Source organism: Nonomuraea sp. SYSU D8015, from assembly GCF_008065375.1.
GTDB lineage: Bacteria > Actinomycetota > Actinomycetes > Streptosporangiales > Streptosporangiaceae > Nonomuraea.
Window position 1 is genome coordinate 98,699 of the sequence record NZ_VJYI01000017.1, and the last position, 16,956, is coordinate 115,654.

16 protein-coding genes are annotated in these 16,956 nt (G+C 71.6%); 9 read left to right on the plus strand and 7 right to left on the minus strand.

All coding sequences use genetic code 11. The features are described from left to right. Positions 1–113 precede the first annotated feature (113 nt). Positions 114–1,505 (minus strand): amino acid permease, encoded by a 1,392-nt coding sequence (locus ID574_RS45125; RefSeq protein WP_188195214.1) that lies wholly within the window; start codon positions 1,503–1,505, stop codon positions 114–116. Positions 1,506–1,719: 214 nt separating this feature from the next. Between ID574_RS45125 and ID574_RS45130 the strand changes: the two genes are divergently transcribed. Further along, entirely contained in the window at positions 1,720–2,367 is a 648-nt protein-coding gene (locus tag ID574_RS45130) for an alpha/beta fold hydrolase (protein ID WP_188195215.1), read from the plus strand. A gap of 90 nt (positions 2,368–2,457) precedes the next feature. Here ID574_RS45130 and ID574_RS62035 read toward each other — a convergent pair whose 3' ends face one another. The 4 genes from ID574_RS62035 to ID574_RS45145 all read right to left on the minus strand — a co-directional run bounded on the left by ID574_RS62035 (position 2,458) and on the right by ID574_RS45145 (position 5,867). Further along, positions 2,458–2,592: a hypothetical protein gene (locus ID574_RS62035; protein ID WP_262496127.1), complete on the minus strand. Its 135-nt coding sequence runs from the start codon at positions 2,590–2,592 to the stop codon at positions 2,458–2,460. A 6-nt stretch (positions 2,593–2,598) separates the two neighbouring features. After that, positions 2,599–3,750, minus strand: coding sequence for a ferritin-like domain-containing protein (locus ID574_RS45135; RefSeq protein ID WP_188195216.1), 1,152 nt, complete (start codon positions 3,748–3,750; stop codon positions 2,599–2,601). A gap of 63 nt (positions 3,751–3,813) precedes the next feature. Next, positions 3,814–5,004 (minus strand): glycosyltransferase family 4 protein, encoded by a 1,191-nt coding sequence (locus ID574_RS45140; RefSeq protein ID WP_188195217.1) that lies wholly within the window; start codon positions 5,002–5,004, stop codon positions 3,814–3,816. Beyond that, positions 5,001–5,867: a sulfotransferase family protein gene (locus tag ID574_RS45145; protein ID WP_188195218.1), complete on the minus strand. Its 867-nt coding sequence runs from the start codon at positions 5,865–5,867 to the stop codon at positions 5,001–5,003. Before ID574_RS45145 ends, ID574_RS45140 begins: the two co-directional genes overlap by 4 nt. A gap of 242 nt (positions 5,868–6,109) precedes the next feature. Here ID574_RS45145 and ID574_RS45150 point away from each other — a divergent pair, with 242 nt between their 5' ends. Together ID574_RS45150 and ID574_RS45155 are read left to right on the plus strand one after the other, a co-directional pair. After that, the gene (locus tag ID574_RS45150) at positions 6,110–6,565 is read left to right on the plus strand and encodes a GNAT family N-acetyltransferase (protein WP_223167738.1); all 456 of its coding nucleotides are present in this window, start codon (positions 6,110–6,112) and stop codon (positions 6,563–6,565) included. Positions 6,566–6,806: 241 nt separating this feature from the next. Then, the gene (locus ID574_RS45155) at positions 6,807–8,225 is read left to right on the plus strand and encodes an amidase (RefSeq protein WP_188195220.1); all 1,419 of its coding nucleotides are present in this window, start codon (positions 6,807–6,809) and stop codon (positions 8,223–8,225) included. A gap of 326 nt (positions 8,226–8,551) precedes the next feature. Here the strand turns inward: ID574_RS45155 and ID574_RS45160 are convergent, their stop codons facing one another. Then, positions 8,552–9,613, minus strand: coding sequence for a phosphotransferase enzyme family protein (locus ID574_RS45160; protein WP_188195221.1), 1,062 nt, complete (start codon positions 9,611–9,613; stop codon positions 8,552–8,554). Positions 9,614–9,690: 77 nt separating this feature from the next. Between ID574_RS45160 and ID574_RS45165 the strand changes: the two genes are divergently transcribed. Beyond that, positions 9,691–10,491 carry a TauD/TfdA family dioxygenase gene (locus ID574_RS45165; protein ID WP_188195222.1) on the plus strand — a complete coding sequence of 267 codons (801 nt, stop codon included), beginning with the start codon at positions 9,691–9,693 and terminating at the stop codon, positions 10,489–10,491. Here ID574_RS45165 and ID574_RS45170 read toward each other — a convergent pair whose 3' ends face one another. Further along, a complete protein-coding gene (locus tag ID574_RS45170) occupies positions 10,492–11,337 on the minus strand; it encodes a PaaX family transcriptional regulator (RefSeq protein ID WP_223167739.1) in 846 nt (281 codons plus the stop codon). 462 nt (positions 11,338–11,799) lie between these two features. Between ID574_RS45170 and ID574_RS45175 the strand changes: the two genes are divergently transcribed. Genes ID574_RS45175 through ID574_RS45195 form a run of 5 tightly spaced genes read left to right on the plus strand, consistent with a single transcriptional unit; the run spans position 11,800 to position 16,916 of the window. Next, positions 11,800–12,711: an SDR family oxidoreductase gene (locus tag ID574_RS45175; protein ID WP_188195223.1), complete on the plus strand. Its 912-nt coding sequence runs from the start codon at positions 11,800–11,802 to the stop codon at positions 12,709–12,711. After that, on the plus strand, positions 12,708–13,583 hold the full coding sequence (locus ID574_RS45180; RefSeq protein WP_188195224.1) for an amidohydrolase family protein: 876 nt from the start codon (positions 12,708–12,710) through the stop codon (positions 13,581–13,583). The genes ID574_RS45175 and ID574_RS45180 overlap by 4 nt, the downstream gene beginning before the upstream one ends. Then, positions 13,580–14,038: a MaoC family dehydratase gene (locus ID574_RS45185; RefSeq protein WP_188195225.1), complete on the plus strand. Its 459-nt coding sequence runs from the start codon at positions 13,580–13,582 to the stop codon at positions 14,036–14,038. The genes ID574_RS45180 and ID574_RS45185 overlap by 4 nt, the downstream gene beginning before the upstream one ends. Positions 14,039–14,067: 29 nt before the next feature. Continuing rightward, the gene (locus ID574_RS45190; protein ID WP_188195226.1) at positions 14,068–15,399 is read left to right on the plus strand and encodes an MFS transporter; all 1,332 of its coding nucleotides are present in this window, start codon (positions 14,068–14,070) and stop codon (positions 15,397–15,399) included. Between the two features lie 14 nt (positions 15,400–15,413). Next, positions 15,414–16,916 (plus strand): acyl-CoA synthetase, encoded by a 1,503-nt coding sequence (locus ID574_RS45195; RefSeq protein ID WP_188195227.1) that lies wholly within the window; start codon positions 15,414–15,416, stop codon positions 16,914–16,916. Positions 16,917–16,956 lie beyond the last annotated feature (40 nt).

Here is a 16,956-nt window from a genome sequence, read left to right on the forward strand (position 1 = left end):
GATCGCTCCAACGGCCCGGTCGTTGCGCGGGCCTCCTAACCCAGGTTATGTCTGGACCGTTTCCCCCCTCACCAGGGTGCGTCCGGGAACGGTATGGCAGGGGTAAAACCCGCTCATACGTTGAGCACGGAGTGACGGCGGCTGTACACGAAGTAGATGAGCAGCCCCAGCAGGAACCACACGGCGAAGCGGAGCCAGGTCGTCGGATCCAGGAAGGTGATCAGCCACACCGAGAAGATCGCGCCGATGGCCGGCACCACCGGCATGCCCGGCGTGCGGAACTCTCTGTGCAGGTCCGGCTGCCGGTATCGGAGCACGATCACCGCCGCGCACACCACCACGAACGCCAGCAGGATCCCGATGTTGGTCAGCTCGGCCGCCTCCCTGATGGGCAGGAAGCCGGCGATCAACGCCGAGGCGACGCCCACGATCCAGGTGACGCGCGAGGGCACCCGCCGAACCGGGTGCAGCCGGGCGAACCACTGCGGCAGCAATCCGTCCCTGCTCATCGCGAACCAGACCCGCGTGACGCCCAGCATGAACGTGAACATGACGGTCAGGATGCCGATGATGGCCCCGGCCGCGATCACCGTGGCGAGCCCCGACCGCCCGACGGCGGCGAACGCCGAGGAGAAACCGCTCTCCGGGTCGATGTCCCGGTAGTTCTGCATGCCGGTGAGCACCAGTGTGGCGAGCACGTAAAGGATCATCGAGATGACGAGCGAGTAGACGATGGCCTTGGGCATGTGCCGCCGGGCGTCCCTGGACTCCTCGGCGGCCGTGCTCATCGCGTCGTAGCCGAAGACGGCGAAGAAGACGGTGGCCGCCCCGGTGATCGCCCCGCCGACGCCGAAGGGGAAGAACGGCGTGTAGTTGGCCGTGTTGACGTAGAAGAAGCCGACCACGATCACCAGCAGGACCACGGCGACCTTGATGGTCACCACGAACGTCTCGAACCTGGCCGCCGTGCGGATGCCGAGGTTCAGCAGGAAGGCGATCAGCAGGCACAGCAGCACCGCGAACAGGTCGACCACGCGCCCGTCCCCGGTGCCGGGCGCGCCCAGCATCCAGGCGGGCAGGCCGAATCCCAGCTCTTGCACGAGGAAGCCGAAATATCCGGAGATGCCGATGGCCACGACGGCCACGATCGCCGTGTACTCCAGCAGCAGGTCCCACCCGATGAACCAGCCCACGAGCTCGCCGAGCACAGCGTAGCCGTAGGTGTAGGCCGACCCGGCCTTCGGGATCATGCCGGCGAACTCGGCGTACGAGAAGGCCGCCGCCGCGCTGGCCACCCCGGCGATGAGGAACGACACGAGCACGGCCGGCCCCGCCGTCTGGTTGGCCACCGCCCCGGCCAGGGCGAAGATGCCGGCGCCGATGATGCCGCCGATGCCGATCGCGGTGAGCTGCCACAGCCCGAGCGACCGGGACAGCTCACCCTCGTGCTCCTCCGCGATCTGCTCGACCGGCTTGCGGCGGAACACGCCGTGCGTCGCAGCCATCACGCCTCCTTCTGCCGAGCCGAGCTCGGCGTGCTGTGATGGACGTCCTCGCTACGCTGCGGATCCATCACAGCCCTCCTGGTGCACCCGTCGGCTCGTCTCTTGGCTTCTTTCCTGCCCTCTTACCTGCACTGCCCCGGGACATACGGCCGCCGCCGGGATTTGACGACTTCGTGGCGGTGTTCCGGGCGCTCCTGCGGGCACGGGTGAACGGATGAACCTCGACACGGGGCTCGAACGGCTGACGGTCAAGGTCGGCGACTGGCCGCTGACCGCGTGGCGGCGCCTGCCGCGAGAGGACACGGGCACACCGCCGGTGGTGTGCGTGCACGGCGCCGGTGTGTCGAGCAGGGAGTTGAAGCCGCTGGTCGCGGTGCTGGGGGAGCACGTGCCGGCCTGGACCGTCGACCTGCCGGGATTCGGGCAGAGCGCGAAGCCGCCCCGCCCGCTGGACCTGACCGGGCTCGCCGACGCCCTGGCCGGCTGGCTGGCGGCGGCGGGGCTGCCGCCCGCCTGCCTGGTGGGCTGCTCGTTCGGCTGCCAGCTCGCCGTCGACGTGGCCGTGCGTCACCCCGCCCGGGTGCACTCGCTCGTCCTGGCCGGGCCGACGGTCGATCCGCGGGCGCGGTCCTGGCCGCGGATGATCGCCAGGTGGATGCGCAACTCCGTACGGGAGAGCCCGCGGATGACCCCGCTCAACGTCGCCGACTACCGCGACGCGGGGTTGCGGCGGGTCGTGGCCACCTTCCAGGTGGCGATGCGCGACCGGGTGGAGGACAAGCTGCCGCACGTCACCGTGCCCACGCTCGTGGTCAGGGGAGCGTACGACCGATGGTCCCGCAGGACTGGGCGGAACGGGTGACCGGCCTGACGCCGAAGGCCAGGCTGGTCGTCGTGCCGGGAATGCCGCACATGATCCCGTTTCGTGATCCCAGGGTCCTGGCGTCGATCATCAGGGATTTCGCGGCGTCCTGAGGGGCGTCCCGGCCGCCTCGAGGATCGCGCGGCGCGTGGTCTCGATCGTGTCGGCCACCTCCGCGACGCGTTGTGCGGCCGCGGCGATCACGGGGTCGCCGGACGCGTGCACGGCGCATCAGTCGGCGATCTGGCGCACTCGCTCGGCCAGCACCGTCCACGCGGCCTCGCGCCAGGGCACCACGTTGTCCATCAGGTAGTACATTTCGAACGCCGGCCCCGCCGTGCGTCCCGGATGCCCCGGGCCGGCGGGCTGCCGGGTGAGCTCGGTGGCCAGCGGCCGCAGCACGCCCGCCATCATCGAGATCGCCCCGCCGACCAGGACGTCGAGCTCTTCCTCGCTCTCCTCGGTGTGGGTGAAGAAGCGGGTGAGCATCCACAGGATCGCCTCGTAGGCGAGGTTGCACAGCTCGGCCAGCACCAGAGTGTCCGGGTCGCCGATCAGCGGCTGCGGCTCCGGCACGTCGAAGGGCTGGCGGGTGAACGTGGCCAGCGCGGGGTGGGCGGGCTCGAAGCCCGGGTCGGCGGCCCGCAGCGCCTGGTATTCCTCCCAGATCTTCAGGAAGCGGCCGTAGTGGGCATCCTGCCAGTCGCCCTGGGCGCCCTCGCCCTGCTCGATGATCTCGTCGATGGCGGCGCAGGCCGACTTGAGGTCGGACACCGCCACCACCTCGTCCCACTGGAACAGCTCCGGGGTGGCCTGCGCTCTGGGCGAGCCGCAGAACACCTGCTCCTCGCCGTGCTGGGCGACGAGAGCGGTCAGGCCGTCCCTGATGCCGCGGTAGAGATGGCCGACCGTGGCGAACTCCTGCGCCCTGGGGAAGATCTCGCCGGGCATGATCGGCTCGGGCGGCGGGTCGCAGGCGATGAAACCGGCGGCGTCGGCCCGCTCCATGCCCTCGGGCCTTTCGAGGAAGAGGAAGTGCGTCAGCGCCTCCTCGCCGAAGGGCAGCAGGCGCATCTGGATCGAGGGCGGGAACGCGCCGCAGGACTGCGGGAAGTTGGGCCGGCCGAAGGTGGGCGCGGCGCCGATGGCCGCCATCAGATTGGCCACCAGCGCGAGGTGGAGCATCTCCTGCACGGCGATGTCGTGCAGCTCCCGGCGCCAGCGGTCGACCGCGGCCTGCTGCTCCGCGGTGAGCCCTTCGGTCTTGAGACTGAACTCGGCGAAGAGGTACTGGCACATGATCATGTGCTCGAGCTGGGATGCCTGCACGAGCAGGTACCACACGTGTTCGCGGTGCTCGACAACGATGGGGGGCTCCGTCATGGCTTACACGATTACACAGAACCCCCTGCTCGTCGCTCCCCTCTCAGCCGGGGGTCACCACCGTCACGACCGGGTGCTCGTCGAGCCGAAACCGGCCGGGATCGACCGGCCGTCGGCCAGGGCGGTGAAGAGCTCCTCCCACAGCGGCATCACGACCTCCGGGGTGTAGGCGTGGGCCGTCTCCGCCGCGGCGGCGCCCAGGCGCCGGCGCAGCTCGGGGTCGCCCATGAGCAGTCCGAGGGCCTCGCCGAGCTTCTCGACGTCGCGCGGCGGCACCAGCAGCCCGTCCTTGCCGGGCGTCAGCACGTCGGCGGGGCCGGTGGGGCAGTCGAAGGCGGCGATCGGCAGAGCGTGGCCCATCGCCTCGATCATGGCCATCGGCAGCCCCTCGATGCGCGAGCTGAGCGCGTAGATCGACGCCTTGGACAGCTCTTCGTGGATGCGGTCGCTGCGGCCCATGAGCCGGATCCGTCCGCTCATCCCGTGCTCGTCGATCCGCTCCTGCAGGCGCTGCTGCGACGGCCCGGTGCCGAAGATCCGCAGCGTCCACTCCGGGTATGCCTCCGCGACCTGGGCGAAGGCCGGGATGAGCATGTCGAAGCCCTTTTGCGGCACCAGCCGGCCCACCGCGATCACGACCGGGTTGCTCTGGTCGGAATGCTTGCGGTGCTCCATGTGCACGGCGTTGGGGATGCGCACGATCGGCGTGGCGGTGCTCAGCAGCGCACGGTATTCGGCCCGGCTGGTCTCGGTCAGCACCGCGATCGCGTCGAAGCGGTCGTAGTGGCGGGCGATCTGCTCGCGGACGGCCGGGTGGTAGGCGGCCAGGTTCATGTGCTCCTGGGCCACCCGGACGACCTTGCGGGAGGCGCGGCGGGCCGAGATCAGGTTGAGCGCCGGGCGGGTGGTGACCAGGATGCCGTCGTCCACCGAGGACACGTAGTCCATCACCGCCGCCTCCACCCGCTCGGTGAAGTATTCGGCGGCGAACTCGCCGTACGGCACGATCTTGCCGCGGGCCCGCCGCCACACCTTGCGGGCCAGCGAGTCGGGCACCACCCCGTCGCGTTGGTCGACCAGCGCCGACAGGCGCACCCGTGCATCGATGGCGAACTGCGGCTTGGTGCGGCGGCGCACCACGCTGACGATCTCGACGTCGTGGCCCGCCTCCACCATCGCATGGGCCTGGTTGACCACCGTGCGGATGGTGCCGCCCATGCCGTAGGCGTGCAGCAGCATGTAGCGGATCTTCACGGGAGGTACCCCCAGGTGCGGCACATGCCCATGAGCACATCGGGGATCTCCTCCGGGTGGGGCAGGTCGCGGCCCGGCTGCACCTGGCCGGAGCGGATCTTGTCCTTCCAGTCGCCGAGCCCCTTGGTCACCACGTCAGGGGTGCCGTAGGAGAGCATCTGCGGCGCCCACGGCAGGTCGAGGAACTCGCAGATCGCGCGCAGCGTCTTCTCCGGCTCGGCGGTCAGCTCCTCGTAACGCACCGTCAGGCCCGGCAACGCCTTCCTGGCACGCTCCACGGCCTTCATGTACCGCAGCGCGTCGGCCGCCGCCTCCTGCGGGGTGCGTTTGTCCGGGCTCGCCTCGTGCCACGAGGTCGCGATGGAGGCCGGATGGCGCAGCAGGAACACGTAGCGCGCGTCCGGCCAGCACGCCGCGATCCGCTCGTAGGCGAAGGCGTTGGCCGGGGTCTTGTCGACGATGAACCGTTTGCCGGAGCGCACCAGTTCGCGGTGGAGCACCCGGTCCCACAACAGATGCTCCAGATCGGCCCGGTTGTGCCCGAGCGCCGCCATCGCCTTCTCGGCCAGGCCGGTGCCGAACTCGACGCTCAGCCTGCGGACGTGCAACTCGTGCGGCGCGTGCAGGTCCGGGTGGGCGTTGAGCATCGAGCGCAGCAACGTCGAGCCGGAGCGGACGGGGGACATGACGAATACGGGGGCGGTGAGCAGGCGATCCACCTGGGGGTCGGCGGGGGGCCTGAACGGCACGTCGGCGGCCTTCTTCGCCTGCTCGGCGGGTTTGCCCACGGGTTTGCTCACCCGTTCGATGCGGAGGCCCGCGTGCCTGGCCAGCGCGCCGGTGATCTTACGCTGCCACTTCATGGTGGGGGAGGGTACTGACCTTTTCTGGGGATTGACTGGGAACGGGACAACACCGCGTGCGCGGCCTGACCCGCTACCCCGTAGTCTGCCGTTCCCGGCTGGTTCATGCGACGTTTTCCGGCCCGCCCATGCTTTCTCGCGCAGGACATATTTCTGGATCTTCCCGGTAGAGGCCGTCGGCAGCTCCCCCCACCGACCGCAGCAGGCGACAGGAAGCGCGCCACCGGTGGATCATGGTCGTCATGCAGATCCGCACCGCCCGGCCGGACGACCTGCCGGCCCTGCTCGACCTCGCCGCAGCCTTCTACCGGGAGGGCGGTTTCAGCACGCCGGAGAGCGAGCTACGAGCCAACCTGGACACGCTCGTCGCCTGGCCCACCGCGAGGGTCGCGGTGTGCGAGGGGGACGGACGCCTCGTGGCGTTCGCGATCACCACGACCACGTTCGGGCTCGAATCGGGGCTGTACGCCGAACTCGAAGACCTCTACGTGGCCCCGGAGGCGCGGCGGCGCGGGCTGGCCGCCCGGCTGATCGAGGACAGCCGGCGCTGGGCCGCCGAGAAGGGCTGCGCGGACCTCGAGGTCGTGATCGCCCCGAACGGCGGCGACGTGAGCCATCTGTTCGACTTCTACGCCAGGCTCGGCTTCGTGGACGAGGGCCGCCGCCTGCTCACCCACCCCCTCACCCCGTCCGCCTGAGACACCGGAAATTCGGTCGACGGGCGCGGGTGGCCGCCGCCACCATGGGTCGTGATGTACCGAGCGTAGAAGCACCTCGATCACAGCAGGGGATGGCCCCGGAGCCGCGAAAGGCCCGGCGTGTGGCCATCGCCCTGTTCGGGCTGTTCGTTCACCGGCAGCGCTCGCCGTGCGCTGCCCTCCACCGATTCACCTGTGATCGACGTGCGGGCGTCCAGGACGCCCGGAAGAGAGACGCTTCATGGAACTTCACGAGTACGCGCGGTACGACGCCCTCGGCCTCCGGAATCTGATCAAGGCGGGCGAGGTCACCGCGGGCGAGGTCGAGGCGGCCGCCCGGCAGGCCCTGGCCGTGGCGAACGCGGAGGTCAACGGCCTGGCGCTGCCGGTGTTCGCACCGGCGCTCGACCACGCCGCCGACGGCCCGTTCGCGGGAATCCCCTTCCTGATCAAGGACCACGGGCCGGTGGCGAAGGGGGTGCCGTTCTTCCTCGGGAGCCGGGCCCTGCCCGGCATCGCGCCACAGCACGACACGGACCTGATGGCCCGCTTCCGGGCCGCCGGCCTGGTCACCCTGGGCCTGACCACCTCACCGGAGATGTGCGTCAGCTTCTCCACCGAACCGGTCAGGTTCGGGCCCGCCCGCAACCCGTGGGACCCGGACCGGGGCGCGGGCGGGTCGAGCGGCGGCGCCGCCGCGCTGGTCGCCGCCGGGGCCGTGCCCGTCGCGCACGCCAGCGACGGAGCCGGCTCGATCCGCATCCCGGCTTCCTGCTGCGGCCTGGTCGGGCTCAAGCCGAGCCGGGGCCGCGTCCCCTGCGGGCCGGACACGGGGGAGATGATGCTCGGCATGGCGTACGAGTTCGCGCTGACGCGCACCGTCCGCGACGCCGCCCACCTCCTGGACGCCGTCCAGGGGCCGGGGGTCGGCGACAAGTACACCGCGCCGCCCCCGCGCCGCCCGTACGCCGAGGAGACCGAGACCGCCCCCGGCCGGCTGCGGGTGGCGGTGACCACTGAGTCGTGGGCAGGGACGAAGGTCGACGACCAGGTGGCCGCGGCGGCGGTCCGCACAGGGCGCGCGCTGGAGCGGATGGGGCACACCGTCTCCGTGGCCGCCCCGCACGTGGACTGGGACGACGTCCTGCGGGCCTGGGTGTGCGAAGGGGTCGCGGTCGCCTCCACGCTGCTGAGGGCCCCTCGCCGGCCCGACCCGGCGATGATGGAGGCCGTCTCCCGGCGCTTCCTGCAGACGGCCGAGGAATACACCGCGCTCGACATGCTGGCCGCCTTCGACGCGCAGAACCGGGTGACCCGGTCGGTGGGCGCGTTCCTCACCGAGTACGACCTGCTCGTCACCCCGACGCTCGGCCGCCTCCCGGCGCCGCACGGCACCCTTCGGTACGACGACCCCGGCCACACCCTGCTCAGCTGGCTGGAGTCGCTGACGGATCACGCGCCGTTCCCGGTGGTGTTCAACCTCACCGGTCAGCCCGCGATCAGCCTGCCCCTGGGCACGGGTGACGGCGGGCTGCCGATCGGCGTGCAGCTCGTCGCCCCGTACGGCCGCGAGGATCTGCTGTTCCAGGTGGCGGCCCGCCTGGAGGAGGCCATGCCGTGGAAGGACCGGCTCCCGCCGGTCTTCGCCGGGAACCGCTGACCGGTTCGGGCGCGTGCCGCACCGCCGCGCACCCGGCCCGCGCCGGCCCGAGCCGGAGGTGACGCCCCTGGTGCACCGTGAACGGGCCGTCTGCGGCGCGGAGGTCGCCGCGCCGCTCCAGCGGGTCGTCCCGGCCCGGCTCCACCTGGAGCATCAGGCCGCCGGGCAGGTCGAGCCAGGCCCAGGCCAGGGTTCACGGCCGTCGCTCCAGACGGCCGTGGGACACGCGCCGGACCTGTCGAGCGCCAGACACCGGTTCCAGGCCAGGTCGCCGGCATGCCGGAAACCCCGTGACCGGAAAGGACCGGATCGCCAGGCTCCGCATGTCACGAAGCGCGATCGGCCCCTCGTACTGGGTTCGCCGTATGATCGCCATCCTGGCCGATCGGTCTCCCCCTCGACAGCGAGCTTTCCCGGGCGCGCGTCATCTCCAGCACGTCGGCCAGCTGGCGCGGGGTCGGCAGGATGCGCCGCCCCTCGTCGATCTCGCGTTCGGCCCACTCGCGGTGCCGGCGCTCGGCTCGCGGGTCGAGCGCGACCCGCGACTGGACCACCAGGAAGTTCAGCCGGGACGCGATCAGCATCGTGAAGTCCGCGGGCTCGGTCACCCTCCCGGGGCCGTCCTCGCGGATGTACGCGTCGTACATGCCGGCCATGGCCTCGAGGTCGGCGGCCGGGCCGTCGCAGAACCAGTCGAACAGCGCCCTGGCCAGCTCCCTGCCGGGTGCGGCTGGGCCGAGGTTGTCCCAGTCGACGACCACCAGCCCGCCGGCGGGGTCGGCCAGGACGTTCTCCGGGTGCAGGTCGCGATGGCAGAGGATCAGCTCGGCGGGGTCGGCCGGGGCGACGGCCGCGCACAGCTCGGGCAGCGTGGCGAGCCGATCGGCCAGGCGCGCAGCCCACTCCGCGTCCGACTCCGCTGCCCGGGCCAGCGTCTCCGGGGCAGGGGCGCTGTCGTACCAGGGATCCGGGGGCCCGCCGTCCGGTTCGGCCCTCTCGGCGGGCGCGCACCGGTGCAGGCGCGCGAGCAGCGCTCCGAGCTCTCGCGGCGTGGCCGCCGCCGTCAGCTCGACCGGACGCAGGTCGAACCAGTCGTACAGGCGCAGCCACGTCCCGCCGGGCGCGGCGAGCAGATGGCGGCCGTCCTTGCCCGGGTGGCTCGCCGGCAGCCGAACCCCTGCCTCGGCCGCCCGCCGCGCGAACGCCAGCTCGGCCGCGATCAGGCGCTCCGAGGGCGGCTCGTAGAAGATCTGCTTGAGCGCGTAGCGGGCAGGGCCGGCGTCCACCCGCCAGATCTGTCCCAGCGCACCACGGGGCCCGGCGGACACGACGACGTCCTTCCCCCACCCGAACGCCTCCCGCGCGTACACCACCAGCTCCTCGGCCACGATCACAGTATGGCCGCACGCGCGCGTCCGGGTCGATCAGCCGGGTACCCCCTAGGTGACGCGGAACGGAGACGGCCATGACCCGAACGGTGCTCGCCCCGACGGCGTGGACGAGGGACACCCTTCGCGACGAGGACTGGCTGATCCACCTCGGCGGACGGCACACCGACCTCGCGGCCCTGGCCCGCCGGGTCGCGCTGGCCCTGGAGCACGGCCCGGGGCTGGCGCTCCTGCGGGGCTGGCCGGGCCGTCACGCCGTCGACAACCTCGACGCGCTGTACCACGACTTCGGCGGCCTGCTGGGCACGCCGCGCGCGGGCGGCCTCACCCTGGTGACCCAGGAGCCCGCCGTCCAGGAGCGCGGCGGCATGAGCGACAAGGAGCTGGCCTTCCACACCGACCGGGCGGGCCCGCCGGGACCGCCGCGGCTGCTCGGCCTGTTCTGCGTGCGCGCCGCCGTCCACGGTGGCGACTCGCTGCTGGTCAGCGGCCACTCCGTCTACAACCGGCTGGCCCGGGAGCGTCCCGGGGCGCTTGCGGAGCTGCGGCGGGACTTCCGCTTCGGGGCGAGTGACGGCTTCGACCGGGTGTACCCGGTGTTCCGGTGGGACGAGGGGCGGCTCCGCGTGCAGTACAACCGCTACTGGATCGAGCGCGGGCAACGCGAGGCGGGCGAGCCGCTCGCCGCCCGTACGCTGGCCGCGCTGGACGCCTTCGACGGCGTCCTCGCCGACCCCGCGATGGCGGTCCGCGTCCGGCTGCGCCCCGGCGACCTCCTCGTGATGGACAACGACGTGATCCTGCACGGCCGGACGGCGTTCACCGACGCCGGAGGCCCCGGCCAGGGCCGGTGCCTGGCCCGGCTGTGGCTGGACTGATCACCCTCGTTCCAGGGGGAGCTCGTCGAGGACGGACTCGGCCAGCTTCGCGGCGATCGGCTCGTACCGGCGGGCCAGGGAGTGGAACAGCGTCTCGGCACGGATCGCGGGCCAGTCGGCGGGCAGGTGCTCGGCCGGGAGGTGCGGGTCCTGGCGGACGAGCTGGAGCCAGTCGGTGTGCAGGAACAGCTGCCTGGCCAGGTCGTCGGCGGCGCCGGGGAGCGGGTGCGGGGTGTCCCAGCGGTCGAGGAAGGCCCGGTAGCGTACGGCGATCTGGTCGGTGTCGAACGCCCTGCGCACCAGGTCGGCAGACTCGGTCGGCTTGAGCGCCCGCGCCTGGAGCACCGTCACGTTGTCGCCCAGCCCGAGCGGGGCGAGCATCGCCTCGATGTCCTTCGTGCCCGGCGCGATCCACAAGCCGCTCTGCAGCAGCCCGAACCCGGCCCAGCTGAGCTGGGAACGCAGGTCGTGTCTGGTGCTGCGCTCGTTGCCCGGGAGCGAGAAGCCGACGAGGGTCCATGTGCCGTCCCAGTCGCGGTTGACCGCGCCGGTCTCCCACACGCGCCTGCGCCCGTCGTCGAGCACCTCGGCGGCGTGCGGGGTGAGGCCGAAATAGACCTTCTTGCCCTGGCGGTGCCTGCTCAGCAGGTTGCGCTTGGCCATGCGGGTGAGCGTCGAGCGCACCGCCTCCTCCGAGACGCCGAGGCGGGCGAAGACGTCGATGACGCTGCCGGAGTAGACGGCGGTGTCGCGCCCGAGGACGTAGATGCCGAGAAAGCTGAACATCAGGGACTGCGGGCGCGCCGACGGCATCTGCGGCTGATCCTGCTCACCCTCGCGCTTCACAGGCAAGAGCGTAGAGGGCGCCACGAGCCACCGTCGCCGGCCCCCTCCACCGCGCCGCCCAGCGGCGATGCCCCGGGACGCCCAGCCACGGCACTTAGATGTCACGGCGCCCGGCACCACGGCACTTCCACGGCATGGCGCGCTCCCTGCCACGTCACTCCCTGCCACGTCACTCCCTTGCCACGTCACTCCCTTGCCACGTCACTCCCTTGCCACGGCGCCCCTTGCCACGGCGCCCCATGTCACAACCCCCTAAGGCCCGCGTGCCAGGGCGGCGGCGAGTGGGGTGGGGCGCGGGTGGCCCTGTCGGGCGGTGTCGGTCCCGTGCGGTGGTGGCAATCCGGGGCGGGCGGCGATGGGGAAGCATGGGCGAGGTGAATATTGGGCAGAACTTTGACCTGCGTCATGAAACTGCCTTACATTGACGAAGTCGGAGAAGCCTGCGTGTTTGGGGTGGAATAGATGGATTTGTCGGGCAAGGTGGCAGTGGTCACCGGAGCCGGTCGTGGTCTCGGGCGGGCGTACGCCCAGGCTCTCGCCGCCGCCGGCGCGGCCGTGGTCGTCAATGACGTGGACGCCGAGGCGGCCGCCCAGGCGGTCGAGGCCATCACCGGCGCGGGCGGCAAGGCCGTGGCCGAGGCGGGCCCGGTCGGCGGGAGCGAGGTCGCCCAGCGGCTCGTGGACACGGCGGTCAAGGAGTTCGGCCGGCTCGACGTGATGGTCACCAACGCAGGCATCCTGCGCGACCGCGTCCTGTGGAAGATGTCCGACGACGACTTCGACGCGGTCGTCGAGGTGCACCTGCGCGGCACGTTCACCTGCGCCCGCGCGGCGGCCGTGCGCATGCGCGAGCAGGGCGAGGGCGGCCGACTGATCCTCATCTCCTCCCCGGCCGGCCAACGCGGCAACTTCGGCCAGACCAACTACGCCGCCGCCAAGGCCGGCATCGTCGCCATGGCCCGCACCTGGGCCATGGAGCTGGCCCGGGCGAACATCACGGTCAACGCCGTCGTCCCCGTCGCGGCCACCGAGATGACCAAGACGATCCCCGTCTTCGCGCCGATCCTGGAGGAGGCCGAGCGCACCGGCGGCCCGCTGCCTGACTGGCTGCGCAAGGACGAGGGCCTCGGCACCGTCGAGGACGTGGCCGGGCTCGTCGTCTACCTCGCCTCGGACGCCTCCGGCGAGGTGACCGGGCAGGCCATCGGCGTCGGCGGCGACAAGCTGGCCCTCTGGTCCCACCCGGCCGAGAAGGCCGTCGCGTACGCCGACGGCGGCTGGAGCGCCGACGCCATCGCCGCCTCCTGGACCGCCACCGTGGGCGCCGAGCCGGAGACGTACGGCATCCCCGCCCCCAAGGGGCCCTCGTCATGAACGTCGGCGAGCTGACCGCGATCGACGTCCACACCCACGCGGAGATCTCGAAGGATGGCCACGGCTCGCTCAGCCCGGCGCTCTTCGGCGCCTCGGAGGAGTACTTCGGCTCCCACGAGCGGCCCACCATCGACCAGATGGCCGCCTACTACCGGGAGCGGAAGATGGCGGCGGTGGTGTTCACCGTGGACGCCGAGCACGCCACCGGCCATCCGCGCATCTCCAACGAGGAGATCGCCGAGAGCTGCGCCGAGCACGCCGACGTGCTCATCCCGTTCGGCAGCGTCGATCCGTGGAAGGGCCGGGCGGGCGTCCGCGAGGCCCGCAGGCTCGTCACGGAGTACGGGGTGCGCGGCTTCAAGTTCCACCCCAGCATCCAGGGCTTCGATCCCAACGACCGCATGGCGTACCCGCTGTACGAGGTGATCGAGGAGCTGGGCGCGGTGGCCCTGTTCCACACCGGCCAGACCGGCATCGGCGCGGGCGTGCCGGGAGGCGGCGGCATCCGGCTCAAGCACTCCAACCCGATGCTCGTCGACGACGTGGCCGTGGACTTCCCGCACTTGAAGATCATCCTGGCCCACCCGTCGTTCCCGTGGCAGGACGAGGCTCTCGCCGTCGCCACGCACAAGCCGTACGTCCACATCGACCTGTCCGGATGGTCGCCGAAGTACTTCCCGCCGCAGCTCGTCCGCTACGCGAACACGCTGCTCAAGGACAAGGTGCTGTTCGGCTCCGACTACCCGGTGATCACCCCGGACCGCTGGCTGGCCGACTTCGCCAAGCTCGACATCAAGCCCGAGGTCCGGCCCAAGATCCTCAAGGACAACGCCGCCCGCCTGCTCGGCCTGACCCCCAAGGAGCAGTCATGACCACCACCGCCAACGGCCTCGACGAGCTGAAGGCCCTGGCCGGGAAGGACCTCGGCCGCAGCGACTGGCTGGAGATCACCCAGGAGCGGGTGAACACCTTCGCCGACGCCACCAACGACCACCAGTGGATCCACGTGGACCCGGAGCGGGCGAAGGACGGCCCGTTCGGCGGCACGATCGCGCACGGCTACCTGACCCTGTCGCTGCTCATCCCGCTCTTCACCGAGCTGCTCGACATCCAGGGCGTGAAGATGAGCATCAACTACGGGCTGGAGAAGGTCCGCTTCCCGAGCCCGGTCAAGGTGGGCGCCAAGATCCGGCTGGCCGCGACGGTCGCCGAGGTCGAGGAGGTGCCCGGCGACGGCGTCCAGATGCTGCTCGACTTCACCGTGGAGATCGACGGCGCGGCCAAGCCCGCGTGCGTCGCCCGTGCCGTCTACCGGCACTACGCCTGACCTGCCCGGATGTGAGGAGCCCCCCACTCATGTCGAACCCCGTCCAGCTGCGCCGCGCGGTAGCGTCGAGCTTCCTCGGCAGCGTCATCGAGTACTACGACTTCCTCCTGTACGCCACGGCCTCCGCGGTCGTGTTCAACAAGGTCTTCTTCTCCAACCTCGACCCCCTGACCGCCACGGTCGCCAGCTTCGGCACGTTCGCCACCGGTTACCTGGCCAGGCCGGTCGGCGGCGTGGTGTTCGGCCACTTCGGCGACCGGCTCGGCCGCAAGCGCATGCTCGTGCTCACCATGGTGCTGATGGGCGTGGCCAGCTTCCTCATCGGGCTGCTGCCGACGTACGCGCAGGCCGGCGTGCTCGCGCCCATCGCGCTCGTGCTGCTCAGGCTCGTGCAGGGGATCGCGGTCGGCGGCGAGTGGGGCGGCGCGGTGCTGATGTCGGCAGAGCACGCCACCGCCCGCCGCGGGCTGTGGGCCAGCTTCACCAACGCCGGGGCGCCGTTCGGCATGGTGCTGTCCACGGGCGCGCTGAGCGGCACCGCCGCCGTCCTCGGCAACGACGCCTTCCTGGCGTGGGGATGGCGGGTGCCGTTCCTGATCAGCATCGTCCTGCTCGCGATCGGCCTGTTCGTCCGGACGCGCGTGGAGGAGACCCCCGTGTTCAGCGCCGCCCTCAGGGAGGAGAAGGTCTCCAGGACCCCGCTGATGGACGTGCTGCGCGGCCACCCGAAGACGCTGCTGCTGGGGATCGGGGTCGGCCTGGCCGCGTTCGTGGCGCAGGGCACGCTCACCACCTTCCTCATCGCGTACGGCGTCCAGGCCGGCTTCGAGCGGCAGACCGTGCTGAACGGGCTGACGCTGTCCTCGGGCCTGGCCGTGGTCGGCATCCTCGGCTGGTCGGCCCTGTCGGACCGGATCGGGCGGCGCCCCGTCGTCGTCACCGGCGCGCTGATCATGGCGGTGTTCGCGTTCGCGCTGTTCCCGTTGGTGGACAGCGGCAACGCGGCGCTGCTCGCCCTCGCGCTGGTCCTGGGCCAGTCCGTCATCCACCCGCTGATGTACGGCCCGCTCGCCGCCCTCTACACCGAGCTGTTCAGCACCCGCGCCCGCTACACCGGCGCGTCGCTCGGCTACCAGCTGGCCGGGCTCGGCGCCGGTCTGGCACCGGTGCTCTTCGCCCAGATCCAGGCCGCGAGCGGCGGTGGCGGGACGCTCGTGGTCTCCGCGGTCATCGCCGCCGCCTGCCTGCTGGCCGTGGCCTGCACGCTGGCGCTCAAGGAGACCAGCCGCGGCGACCTGGCGGCCGGGGAGCCGGCCACCGGCGCGGCAGCGGGCGCGACCGGCGCCCCTTCGTCCCGATAGGAGAACCACACGTCATGCAGAACTCCGGGATCGGGGGCTGGCCTGCGCGGCGGGCCCTCATGACGCCGGACCGGACGGCGTTCGTCTTCGGCGCGCGCTCCCTGACGTACGCCGAGGTCCACGAGCGGGCGAACCGGCTGGCGTCGCGGCTGCGGGACAGCGGCGTGCGCGCCGGGGACCGGGTCGCCTACCTCGGCCCGAACCACACCGCGTTCGCCGAGACGATGTTCGCCGCACACGCGCTCGGCGCGATCTTCGTCCCGCTGAACTTCCGGCTCGCGACGCCCGAGATCGACTACATGCTCGGTCACTGCGGCGCCAAGGTCCTCATCTACGCGCCGCAGTGCGCCGGCGTGGTGGACGCCCTGCCCGACCGCTCGGCCCCGGACGCGATCGTGGCCCTCGAGGACTACGAGAGCTGGCTGGCCGGCGGCGACCCCACGCCGATCGACGTGCCGGTGGCCCTGGAGGATCTCGCGCTCATCCTCTACACGTCGGGCACCACCGGCCGCCCCAAGGGCGCCACGCTCAGCCACGCCAACCTGGTGTGGAACACGTACAACATGCTCATCGGGGTCGACGTCGCCGGTGACGAGACCACGCTGGTCAGCGCCCCGCTGTTCCACGTCGCGGCGCTGAACCAGACGCTGCTGCCGACGTTCGTCAAAGGCGGCCGCTCGGTGATCATGCCGTCGTGGGACGTGGACGAGTGCTTCGACCTCGTCGAGAAGCACGGCGTCACGTGGATGTTCGGCGTCACCACGATGTTCGCCGCGCTCGCCCGCTCGCCGCGCTGGGACCGCGCGGACCTGTCCTCGCTGCGCACGCTGATGTCCGGGGGAGCGTCGATCCCGCCCGCGCTGATCCGCACCTACCAGGAGCGGGGCCTGGTGTTCTGCCAGGGGTACGGGCTCACGGAGACCTCGCCGGGGGCGACCTTCCTGGAGGCCAGCCAGAGCGAGCGCAAGGCCGGCTCGGCCGGCGTGCCGGTCTTCTTCGCCGACGTCCGGGTCGTCCGGCCCGACCTCACCGACGCCGGGCCCGGCGAGCCCGGGGAGGTCCTGATCAAGGGCCCGAACGTCACCCCCGGCTACTGGAACGACCCGGCGGCGACCGAGGCGGCCTTCGCCGAGGGCGGCTGGTTCCGCTCCGGCGACGTCGCCACCCTCGACGAGGAGGGGCACCTGTACATCGTCGACCGGGTCAAGGACATGTACATCTCCGGGGGAGAGAACGTCTATCCCGCCGAGGTCGAGGCAGCCCTCTTCGAGCACCCGGCGGTGGCCGAGGCGGCGGTGGTCGGCGTCCCGGACGCGACGTGGGGGGAGACGGGCCGCGCGTTCGTGGTCGCCCGTGCCGGCCACGACGCCGTCACGGAGGAGGAGCTCCAGGGCTTCCTCAGGACCCGCCTGGCCAAGTACAAGGTCCCCCGTTACGTCACGTTCGTGGAGGACCTGCCGAAGACGGGCTCCGGCAAGATCCAGAAGCTCAAGCTCCGCGACCTGTCCCTTCCCTGACGACCGGCCGTTCCCGGTGCCGGCCTGTGCCGGGTCGGCG

What these genes read in the sequence shown, in the direction of transcription:
- ID574_RS45145 (WP_188195218.1), bottom strand. Translation starts at nt 5,867, where the DNA reads ATGAAGTGGCAGCGTAAGATCACCGGCGCGCTGGCCAGGCACGCGGGC.
- ID574_RS45130 (WP_188195215.1), top strand. Translation starts at nt 1,720, where the DNA reads ATGAACCTCGACACGGGGCTCGAACGGCTGACGGTCAAGGTCGGCGAC.
- ID574_RS45180 (WP_188195224.1), top strand. Translation starts at nt 12,708, where the DNA reads ATGAACGTCGGCGAGCTGACCGCGATCGACGTCCACACCCACGCGGAG.
- ID574_RS45155 (WP_188195220.1), top strand. Translation starts at nt 6,807, where the DNA reads ATGGAACTTCACGAGTACGCGCGGTACGACGCCCTCGGCCTCCGGAAT.
- ID574_RS45135 (WP_188195216.1), bottom strand. Translation starts at nt 3,750, where the DNA reads ATGACGGAGCCCCCCATCGTTGTCGAGCACCGCGAACACGTGTGGTAC.
- ID574_RS45165 (WP_188195222.1), top strand. Translation starts at nt 9,691, where the DNA reads ATGACCCGAACGGTGCTCGCCCCGACGGCGTGGACGAGGGACACCCTT.
- ID574_RS45175 (WP_188195223.1), top strand. Translation starts at nt 11,800, where the DNA reads ATGGATTTGTCGGGCAAGGTGGCAGTGGTCACCGGAGCCGGTCGTGGT.
- ID574_RS45150 (WP_223167738.1), top strand. Translation starts at nt 6,110, where the DNA reads ATGCAGATCCGCACCGCCCGGCCGGACGACCTGCCGGCCCTGCTCGAC.
- ID574_RS45185 (WP_188195225.1), top strand. Translation starts at nt 13,580, where the DNA reads ATGACCACCACCGCCAACGGCCTCGACGAGCTGAAGGCCCTGGCCGGG.
- ID574_RS45190 (WP_188195226.1), top strand. Translation starts at nt 14,068, where the DNA reads ATGTCGAACCCCGTCCAGCTGCGCCGCGCGGTAGCGTCGAGCTTCCTC.
- ID574_RS45125 (WP_188195214.1), bottom strand. Translation starts at nt 1,505, where the DNA reads ATGGCTGCGACGCACGGCGTGTTCCGCCGCAAGCCGGTCGAGCAGATC.
- ID574_RS45195 (WP_188195227.1), top strand. Translation starts at nt 15,414, where the DNA reads ATGCAGAACTCCGGGATCGGGGGCTGGCCTGCGCGGCGGGCCCTCATG.